The sequence below is a fragment of the Microcystis flos-aquae FACHB-1344 genome (genome assembly GCF_014698375.1).
Classification (GTDB): domain Bacteria; phylum Cyanobacteriota; class Cyanobacteriia; order Cyanobacteriales; family Microcystaceae; genus Microcystis; species Microcystis aeruginosa.
This window is the reverse complement of sequence record NZ_JACJSW010000222.1, coordinates 1-8224: the sequence shown is the minus strand read 5'-3', so window position 1 is coordinate 8224 and position 8224 is coordinate 1. Positions and strand designations below refer to the sequence as shown.

12 protein-coding genes are annotated in these 8224 nt (G+C 42.3%); 5 read left to right on the top strand and 7 right to left on the bottom strand.

Annotated elements, in window-relative coordinates:
- Positions 1 to 144 precede the first annotated feature (144 nt).
- From H6G48_RS24050 to H6G48_RS24040, 3 genes are all read right to left on the bottom strand, one after another.
- On the bottom strand, positions 145 to 432 hold the full coding sequence (locus H6G48_RS24050) for a type II toxin-antitoxin system VapC family toxin (RefSeq protein WP_190723629.1): 288 nt from the start codon (positions 430 to 432) through the stop codon (positions 145 to 147).
- On the bottom strand, positions 420 to 635 hold the full coding sequence (locus tag H6G48_RS24045) for a hypothetical protein (RefSeq protein ID WP_002746864.1): 216 nt from the start codon (positions 633 to 635) through the stop codon (positions 420 to 422). The genes H6G48_RS24050 and H6G48_RS24045 overlap by 13 nt, the downstream gene beginning before the upstream one ends.
- Before the next feature lie 240 nt (positions 636 to 875).
- Positions 876 to 1625 (bottom strand): NYN domain-containing protein, encoded by a 750-nt coding sequence (locus tag H6G48_RS24040; RefSeq protein ID WP_190723628.1) that lies wholly within the window; start codon positions 1623 to 1625, stop codon positions 876 to 878.
- Between the two features lie 263 nt (positions 1626 to 1888).
- Here H6G48_RS24040 and H6G48_RS24035 point away from each other — a divergent pair, with 263 nt between their 5' ends.
- Complete coding sequence (locus H6G48_RS24035) at positions 1889 to 2788, top strand: J domain-containing protein (RefSeq protein ID WP_190723630.1); 900 nt, start codon at positions 1889 to 1891, stop codon at positions 2786 to 2788.
- 90 nt (positions 2789 to 2878) lie between these two features.
- Positions 2879 to 4330: a serine/threonine-protein kinase gene (locus H6G48_RS24030; protein ID WP_190723627.1), complete on the top strand. Its 1452-nt coding sequence runs from the start codon at positions 2879 to 2881 to the stop codon at positions 4328 to 4330.
- Positions 4331 to 4880: 550 nt separating this feature from the next.
- On the opposite strand, the gene H6G48_RS24025 is transcribed toward H6G48_RS24030, so the two are convergent.
- The 4 genes from H6G48_RS24025 to H6G48_RS24010 all read right to left on the bottom strand — a co-directional run bounded on the left by H6G48_RS24025 (position 4881) and on the right by H6G48_RS24010 (position 6548).
- The gene (locus H6G48_RS24025; protein ID WP_079208957.1) at positions 4881 to 5267 is read right to left on the bottom strand and encodes a type II toxin-antitoxin system VapC family toxin; all 387 of its coding nucleotides are present in this window, start codon (positions 5265 to 5267) and stop codon (positions 4881 to 4883) included.
- Between the two features lie 3 nt (positions 5268 to 5270).
- A complete protein-coding gene (locus H6G48_RS24020; RefSeq protein ID WP_002784946.1) occupies positions 5271 to 5498 on the bottom strand; it encodes a DUF2281 domain-containing protein in 228 nt (75 codons plus the stop codon).
- Positions 5499 to 5817: 319 nt separating this feature from the next.
- Positions 5818 to 6192 (bottom strand): hypothetical protein, encoded by a 375-nt coding sequence (locus H6G48_RS24015; RefSeq protein WP_012265286.1) that lies wholly within the window; start codon positions 6190 to 6192, stop codon positions 5818 to 5820.
- 2 nt (positions 6193 to 6194) lie between these two features.
- Positions 6195 to 6548: a papain fold toxin domain-containing protein gene (locus H6G48_RS24010; RefSeq protein WP_002798426.1), complete on the bottom strand. Its 354-nt coding sequence runs from the start codon at positions 6546 to 6548 to the stop codon at positions 6195 to 6197.
- A 385-nt stretch (positions 6549 to 6933) separates the two neighbouring features.
- Here H6G48_RS24010 and H6G48_RS24005 point away from each other — a divergent pair, with 385 nt between their 5' ends.
- The 3 genes from H6G48_RS24005 (at position 6934) to H6G48_RS23995 (ending at position 8204) form a co-directional block, all read left to right on the top strand.
- Entirely contained in the window at positions 6934 to 7176 is a 243-nt protein-coding gene (locus H6G48_RS24005; protein ID WP_190723626.1) for an AbrB/MazE/SpoVT family DNA-binding domain-containing protein, read from the top strand.
- Positions 7170 to 7490: a type II toxin-antitoxin system PemK/MazF family toxin gene (locus H6G48_RS24000; RefSeq protein WP_002784949.1), complete on the top strand. Its 321-nt coding sequence runs from the start codon at positions 7170 to 7172 to the stop codon at positions 7488 to 7490. The genes H6G48_RS24005 and H6G48_RS24000 overlap by 7 nt, the downstream gene beginning before the upstream one ends.
- 225 nt (positions 7491 to 7715) lie before the next feature.
- The gene (locus H6G48_RS23995; protein ID WP_190723625.1) at positions 7716 to 8204 is read left to right on the top strand and encodes a hypothetical protein; all 489 of its coding nucleotides are present in this window, start codon (positions 7716 to 7718) and stop codon (positions 8202 to 8204) included.
- Positions 8205 to 8224: the final 20 nt, after the last annotated feature.

The window sequence follows — 8224 nt, the reverse complement described above, 5'->3', positions numbered from 1 at the left end:
TTCAGACTCTTATTCTGTTTTTTATCTATTAAGGACAGATTTTCAACAGTATCACCAAAAAACTCTTTTATTACGCTGGCAACACTATCTCCTTGTGGCGATCGCTGTCTCGTAAGAGTATTGGCAAAAATAAATAACCTTTTATTAGATCACGAAAGACTTTTGCAAGAGGTCTACTGTAATTAAGTTTTCTTGATCGAGAAGAATATGACGATACTGGCAGGCAAGTTCTACATTACCTGAGCGTAATGGATGCACCAAAACTTCCGTCAGCGTCAACGTAGAGGTAACAACTTGAAACTCGCCTCGACTTAGCGCCCCAAAAAAGGCACGAACAAGCCCTAAATATGCCTGATTTTGCTCCATCAGGTAAATGAGTGGCGCAGTATCCAAACCCACAACTTGACCTTGTAGTTGCATCAGCCATTCCATGAGGCTCGTTCCTGATTAACGTACTCTTGAGCATCAAGTCCATTCCAGATTTCTTTTCCTAGTCCTTCTAGTTCCATAATGCTATGCTTGGGCTTAACAAGCATAGGGCGACGTACCATTACAGCTAACTCTTTTAACAAGCGAAGTTGCTCGTCTGGGGTGAGATTCTCAACTTGCCGGCGAACATCTTGATAGGTAGTCATGCTCTTTACTCCCTGTTTCTTCTATTAATCATGTCATATTGCCCACAGATCACGGCTCCAAAAAGTAAGGTAAAATGCCCCCATATTTGTCTATATCCGATCGCACTCCCGTCCGTCCCTGTGCCTAGACGTTTTTAGCTTATTATCATTTACTTTAATCAATGACCATGGTGTGTTCCCCAAAATCGATCGCTGCAGCGGTAGGACTTACATTAGGGAACGCATCCTACTAGATCTGCACTACGTTTTTGGAGTAGTGCCATTCTTTTGCTTGCTCCTCACGAAGACTGTCTTATTTTTTCGCTGAATCTCGAATAAGTCAATAGCCTCGAACAGGCCACTCAACTTTGCATATCCGTAGTTGCGTGGGTCAAAAGATGTCTGATTTGCTATGTGTCCGCCAATCTCTGCCAAATTCGACCAACCATCATCGTCTAGAGTGCTAGAAACAGCGCCCCTCAATAAACTGATTAATTTGGTGTCTTGCTTCAACTCTTTACCAGTTTTCTTCACACTTGCAGAAACTTTGGAAGTCTCCTCAGAATTTACTGCTTGATCAATAGTTTCTAGGTATAAAAATGTTGAACACGCATAAACAAAAGGCAATGGTGTTTTCTTCTCGCCAAATCCATAGACTTTTAAGCCATTTGTCAAAATTCGCATCACTAAAGGAGTAAAGTCACAATCGCTCGACACGATTGCAAAAGCATCCAACTGTTGTGTATACAGCAAATCCATTGCATCAATAATCATTGCAGCATCAGTAGCATTTTTGCCCTTCGTATAGTCGAACTGTTGGACGGGGCGAATAGCGTATTCGTGCAAACACCCCTCCCAAGCTTTCAGCGCAGGACTTTTCCAGTTTCCGTAAGCCTTACGAATATTGGCAACTCCATACTTTGCAATTTCAGAGACGATCGCCTCAATTTTTGATGCAGGGGCGTTGTCTGCATCAATCAGCAGTGCAATTTTTGATTCTGATTGACGCATATTGCTCCAGGTGTGCTGATCACTTTAATTTTTGAACTTGAACAGACACTCTTCAAGTATGCCCCAACCGATAACCTAAGCCATCTAACTATTAATTATACAGAAACTTTCCGAATAACCAAAGTAGGAATATATGGAAACTTTCGACATATCACCCCGTTTTGTAGATTCCTGACAATCAGCTGAGATACAAAGAACTTTTCAGCGACCATAGCACGAATTATAATTCTTCAGGTAACTGAGCAGACTAACTAAAAGTGGCGATGGCGGAGCAAATTCTTTCTCTACTCTTGTACTTAATTCTCATTTTAACGGCTTTTTGGTTTATTAGCCCCCAAAAAACGCCCCGTAGTCATCCCGCCTATCATCTTGCCTGTTTACTAGAAGATGCTCCTGAAAGCTCTTTAAAGGGTCAATTTTATCCCCTGGCTACTCCCTTGGCTACCCCGATCGCCTGTACTGTTCCGCAGGTGTGGCGCAGTGTATATAGGCAGTCTCTGGCAAAACCGGATGTTAACTATTGGCAATGGCGCGGTATGCCCGAAAATGAGCAGTTTTGTCGGGAATTACGGGAATTATTGCGATTAAATCCGGCTAGAGGTTACGATCAGGAAATTCTGGAAAGTCTCGCCTTGGGTCAAGATCCTTTTTATCATCTTTACTGGGATCTAAAAGCGATCGCTAATGGTAACTTTAACACTATTGGCACTAATAAACTAGCTGAGGGCAGATTTGCCCAGCGAGATTTGCGAACTCATCAGCAGATGCGGAGGGATTTTCGTCAATGGCATTTACAAGCTTGTCAACAGTTGGGAAAAGAGCGGGTTAAAGCGGTTTATCGGCGGTGTTATGGGTCAGATTGGTCATTAATCGCCCAAATTCTCTATCCTTCGCCCCGTTCCTTGGCCGTGATGATTATAGAGTCGGCTAATCCCGTTTGGTGGCGAGTTTTGGGGATTACTCCTTTTACCACGACTAGCCGGATTGAGAATAATTATAAAACTCTCTTGTGTTATTGGCATCCCGATCGCAATTCCCATCCCAATGCTACAGAAATCACCGCCCATCTTAATCGCGCTTACGATTGTTATCAAAGTTTTCTGGAGATGAGTAGCCAAGATAATGCACCTTTGTGGACGAAAATCCGTCGCTGGATTCCTTAGACTTGACTCTAGTTTTTCCCTTGACTTTTTCCTTAACGAAAGAATGTTAGTCTAGGAACAATTTAGGACCACGCTTGCACTCTCAGGGTAATGAATCTAGTGCTTTTAAACAATCGCTACCAAATTGTTAGTACCCTTGCTAGGGGGGGATTTGGGGAAACTTATATCGCTATCGATACGAATATGCCTTCTCAACGGCGCTGTGTGATTAAAAAATTGCAGCCGGCCATTCAAAGTGAAGAGATGCCAGAATGGTTAAAAGAACGTTTTCAGAAAGAAGCAAGCGTTTTAGAGGAATTGGGGGAACAAAATCGCCAAATACCCCGTTTATACGGTTATTTTGCCCAAGATAATCACTTCTATCTGGTGCAGGAATGGATTGAAGGGGAGACACTAACCCAAAAACAGCAACGACAGGGAAATTTATCCTCCTCAGCAGTGCGGACGATTTTAGAGAATTTGCTGCCTGTTATTGATTTTATTCACAGTCGCCGCATTATTCACCGGGATGTGAAACCCGATAATATTATCTTAAGAAATAGTGATAATTTGCCCGTTTTAATCGATTTTGGGGTAATGAAAGAGGCAGTGGCCACCTTACTCGATCCTACGGGAAAAAGTGCCTATTCGATCGCCCTTGGCACCCCCGGTTATATGGCTTCGGAACAGGCTGCCGGGAGACCGGTCTTTTCTAGTGACCTTTACAGCCTAGGCTTAACGGCGATTTTTTTATTAACGGGAAAAACTCCCCAATATCTAGAAACTGACTCGCGTACGGGGGAAATTCTCTGGCGACAGGAGACAGAAAATGTTAATCCTAATTTAGCTATGGTAATCGATCGAGCGATCCGTTTTCATCCCCGGGATCGATTTGCTACTGCCAGGGAAATGTTGGCAGCTTTAGGAGAAATATCCCCCGATTTGTCCACCCAACCAACTATCGCGGTTTCTCCCCATAGTCCCCGATTAAAGTCCTCTACACCCCCAAAACCAACCGTCTCCCCCACTGTGGTTATTAAACCCAATTCTGGGGAAAAAAAGAATCCTTGGCTGTCGATTTTGCTGATTTTTGCGGTGACAATTGGGGCTTTTGCCCTAGGATATCGGGGATTTATGGCTCTTTTACCCAAAAATGAGGAAATTGAACCATTACCAACCCCTGAACCTTCTCCTGGTCCTGAAATCATTCCTCCTCCCTCCCAAGATTTTCCCCCTATCCGACGACCTTCTCGTCAACGGACTCCCATTTATTCCCCGACTCCTACCCCATCCCCGACTCCTACCCCAGAGGTGATTCCTACTCCAGAAGTGACTCCAGAATTAACTCCTAGTCCCACCCCAGAAGAAGTAATTCCTATTCCTGTTCCCCTTCCTGAAACGGAGCCAAGTTCTCAAGTTTCTCCCCTTCCTTCTCCTTCTCCTTCTCCTTCTCCTTCTCCTGTTCCAGAGGTGATTAATCCCCCGGTTAATGAGGATAAAATTGAACCGATCGCTCCTCCTGTTTTATCACCTTCTCCTCCTGAAGAAAATAGTAATCAATAGACTGCTTGCAGAAGTCGGAAAGGGGAAGATGATAATTTTCTCTTAAACCTTTGCCCTTTTCCCTACAATGAAAGAGAGCTACTGTTTATGCTTAATTCTTCTGATTCTATCTGCTCTGCCAGTGGACGCAGTAGATCAAAAATGCTAGTTAAGGTTTCCTCCGGTAATTTAGCCCTATTCAATTATTTCTATTATCCCCAGTCTATCTTCTGGTTGGTGCGAGGTAATCCTGTTTAATTTAGTTTGCGATCGAGTTGAAGCGCAGTCAAGGGAGAAGGCAAAGGCGAATACGACATACTGCGCCACAATATCTCACGGAATGAGGATAGTTCGCCTGAGAAGGAGTAAAAAAACAGGGGAAAACACCTGAGACTCTTTGCTCTGTGAATCGCTAATCGGGGAAAGGAATGTAAAGATTTATTAAATTATAGCTTTTGATACAGTTGTGGGGGGGGGAGTGTGTATCATTCTGCCATCTCCTTTTAGTCTTGGGTTGGGCTGTTGCTTGACCTGGATGTGGGGGGGGCGATCGCCTGACATTTTGGGAAATTTACCAAATTCTTTGAACGGGGTAACGGTCAAATATTTCATCAACGCTCAGAATAGGCATAATTTCGGTTATTGATTGGGATATTAAAAGTCGATCAAAGGGGTCTTTATGATAGTGGATAAGGGTTGCTAGTGTCCAGATATGAGCTAGATCAATAGAAAGTATTTCTAGATTATTAATGGTTATTTGATTTTTAATTAATTCCTGTAAAGATGGGTTAAGTTGTAATTTTCCCAGTTGCAGTTTTATTTGCATTTCCCAGACACTAGCAACGCTTAAAAATAAGCGATTATTTCGATCAAATAACAAATCCTGCCCGGTTAGTGATAGTTTTTCTGAGTTAATTGACCACCAAATAAAGCTATGGGTATCTAATAAAAGTTGCATGGGTTAAGTTGGCGGCAAGAGTTCATCGGTTAGGGGTTCGTTAAAGTCATCGCTGATCCAGCCTTGACCTTGATATAATCCCGCAATTCTACCTGTTGGGGTTATTTGGGTTTGATGGTGTTGATTGACTATAGATTCCAAAAAATCGAGAATTTCTTGTTGTTGTTGGACAGGTAATGTCTGAAGGGTTTGCAACAAAGGAGAATTGGTATCTAGGCCAGCATTGTTCATCACGATTTGATTTGAGGATTTTGGGGGAATACCTCAAGGATAGCATGGGTTTTCAGAGGTGAGGGGACAAGTTACGGATGCTGCGATTGCACTACTGAAGTCGGATCGGGTTTCTCTGTCTCGTCTTCTGGGGATTGTTTATTCTGGTTCTGGGTTTTCTTGATAGAGATTGGAAGGGAAATGTAAAGATTTGTAAAATATTTATTAAATTGTAGCTTAGAATACAGTTTTTAGTGCGGTAGTGTGTATTGTTTTGCTGTCCGTTCTTGGCGTTGGGTTGGGCTGTTGTTTGACCTGAGATATGAGATTTGCGATCGCACTAGCTGACACGACTTATAATAATCTCTTGATCCTCAATCCCATCGGCAGGAATTTCCTGACTGCCAAGTTGTTGAAACTCCCCTAGTAACTGAAAAAAACGCTCAAATCCCTGCTTTTCATCGGGGCAATAGAGCAGGATAATTTTAGCCCAAGCATTAGATGTATGAAGATTGTATTTGTTTTCAACAAACTGATGAAACTCTTGATAGAATCTGATTTCTTCGGCTGTCGGTTCAATTCCTAACTCCCGTCTAGCAGTTTTATAACCCACTAAAAACATAAACAAATCCGACAGGGAAGGACGACCAATATACAGTCCAGGTCTAGCTTTAATCTTAGACAAAATCTCAAATAATCCGCCTTTTACTTCCATCTTTACCCTTCTCCTGCTTCAGTAATTATAAACTCTTCACTTTGGCAATGAAAATCTTTCAGCCAATCATCTCGTGTCATCCCTTGAGGAGACAGATTATCAAATACTCTTCCCCTTACTTCTACCCCATAATGTTTTCCATTGATCGTAATTGATTGATCATTCCCTATGCGATCGCTAATGATATAATCTTCGTCATGATAGCGCGTTTTCAGTTCGATCACTTTCCCCTCAATTTCGTTGTCTGTTAGCCACTGCATTACTGCTCTAGCACATTCATAACATTGATAAAGCTGGAATTGACTGACAATATTGCCAATTTCTTGATCAATTTGGGAATCGGTTAACTTAACCACTCTCTCACTCCAAAATGAAAGCTGGTATCCCTAGTCTATCAGCTGGTTGGTGCGAGGTAATCCTGTTTAATTTAGTTTGCGATCGAGTTGAGGATCAGTCAAGGGAGAAGGCAAAGGCGAATCCGACATACTGCGCCACAATATCTCACGGAATGAGGATAGTTCGCCTGAGAAGGAGTAAAAAAAACAGGGGAAAACACCTGAGACTCTTTGCTCTGTGAATCGCTAATCGGGGAAAGGAATGTAAAGATTTATTAAATTGTAGTTTTTAATACTTTTTTGATGGGGATAGTGTGTATGATTCTGTTGTCTGCCTTTGGGGTTGGGTGGGGCTGTTTAAGCGGTTGATTGATATAATGACAATGTATTTACCAAGCAGTCAAAAATGTTGCTGAAAATCATACAAATCGGCAATTCTCAAGGAATTACAATTCCTCAAGCGATTATGGAACAGTGCGAACTCACTGATGAAGTCGAAGCGATAGTCGAAGGTAAAAAAATTATTCTGAGTGCTAAAAAGAAGGTGAGAGAGGGGTGGACTGAATTATTTGATGACGAACCGCTCGAAGCAGAGTTACAGGATTGGTTAGGAGTGGAAAACGAGTTCGAGCAAGAAAATCAATGGTAGAAAGATTTGCTGTGGTTCTAGTGGAACTCGATCCGACTAGGGGTTCCGAACTGCAAAAAACCCGACCTTGTGTTATTGTTTCCCCTAGCGAGATTAATGCTCGGTTGAGAACAGTAGTCGTCGCTCCCATCACCAGCACAGTCAAAAAATACCCCACCAGAATCCCGATTGACCAAGAAAATGTGCGAGGTAGTATTGCCTTAGACCAAATTAGAGCGATCGACAAAACCCGAATCGTTGCTCAAATTAGCCGTCTTGACGAACAAATGGCAATGTTAGTAGCTGATCGCTTGGTTGAATTTTTTCACTACTAATTTTTTTTTGGATTATAGTTCGCAAAGAGGGAATATCTCAATCTTCCCCTGTGAATCGCTAATCGGGGAAAGGAATATAAAGATTTATTATTTTGTAGCTTTTGATACAGTTGTGGGGGGGGGAGTGTGTATGCTTCTGCTATCTCCTTTTAGTCTTGGGTTGGGCTGTTGCTTGATCTGGATGTGGGGGGAGCGATCGTACTCAATCCTTAAAGTGCAAAAGCTATGAACCATACAATACAATCTCTCGCTCTTAAGACACTACCTGTTGTTCTAGCAATGGTATCTCCCTTTTTTACTGCTGAATTCACTCAGGCGGCAACTTTACAAGCGACGGTGATTAAAGATGAGTTACTATTCCTTAAAGTCAAGTGGGAAGGCGGTGGTTTATCGGATCAATCCTCACCTGATGTTTTAGTAGTTCCTAATCTTAACAACTGGGAGATACTCTATGATAATGTGCCACCTCCACCATTCGTAAATCTAGTTCAAACCTCTAATCAATCCCTTCATTCCTGGAGTGGAAAAATTAGAGTTCGACATAAAACCAACCCTCATGCAGGAGAAACCATAGGCGGACAAGAAGCTGGACTATCTATCTTGTTTAATAATACAGATGTGTTAAGAGAACTCCATAAAAAAGATGATCCAATAGTCAAGTGGTTTGATAAGGGATTTCCACAAACCACTTTGGCAAATGGGGAAGTCGATTAATCTGTTTTTCCAACTCTGCC

Coding starts and splice junctions, on each gene's coding strand:
- H6G48_RS24000 (WP_002784949.1), top strand. CDS start 7,170: ATGGTAGAAAGATTTGCTGTGGTTCTAGTGGAACTCGATCCGACTAGG.
- H6G48_RS24030 (WP_190723627.1), top strand. CDS start 2,879: ATGAATCTAGTGCTTTTAAACAATCGCTACCAAATTGTTAGTACCCTT.
- H6G48_RS24025 (WP_079208957.1), bottom strand. CDS start 5,267: ATGCAACTTTTATTAGATACCCATAGCTTTATTTGGTGGTCAATTAAC.
- H6G48_RS24035 (WP_190723630.1), top strand. CDS start 1,889: ATGGCGGAGCAAATTCTTTCTCTACTCTTGTACTTAATTCTCATTTTA.
- H6G48_RS24020 (WP_002784946.1), bottom strand. CDS start 5,498: ATGAACAATGCTGGCCTAGATACCAATTCTCCTTTGTTGCAAACCCTT.
- H6G48_RS24045 (WP_002746864.1), bottom strand. CDS start 635: ATGACTACCTATCAAGATGTTCGCCGGCAAGTTGAGAATCTCACCCCA.
- H6G48_RS23995 (WP_190723625.1), top strand. CDS start 7,716: ATGAACCATACAATACAATCTCTCGCTCTTAAGACACTACCTGTTGTT.
- H6G48_RS24005 (WP_190723626.1), top strand. CDS start 6,934: ATGTTGCTGAAAATCATACAAATCGGCAATTCTCAAGGAATTACAATT.
- H6G48_RS24050 (WP_190723629.1), bottom strand. CDS start 432: ATGGAATGGCTGATGCAACTACAAGGTCAAGTTGTGGGTTTGGATACT.
- H6G48_RS24040 (WP_190723628.1), bottom strand. CDS start 1,625: ATGCGTCAATCAGAATCAAAAATTGCACTGCTGATTGATGCAGACAAC.
- H6G48_RS24015 (WP_012265286.1), bottom strand. CDS start 6,192: ATGGAAGTAAAAGGCGGATTATTTGAGATTTTGTCTAAGATTAAAGCT.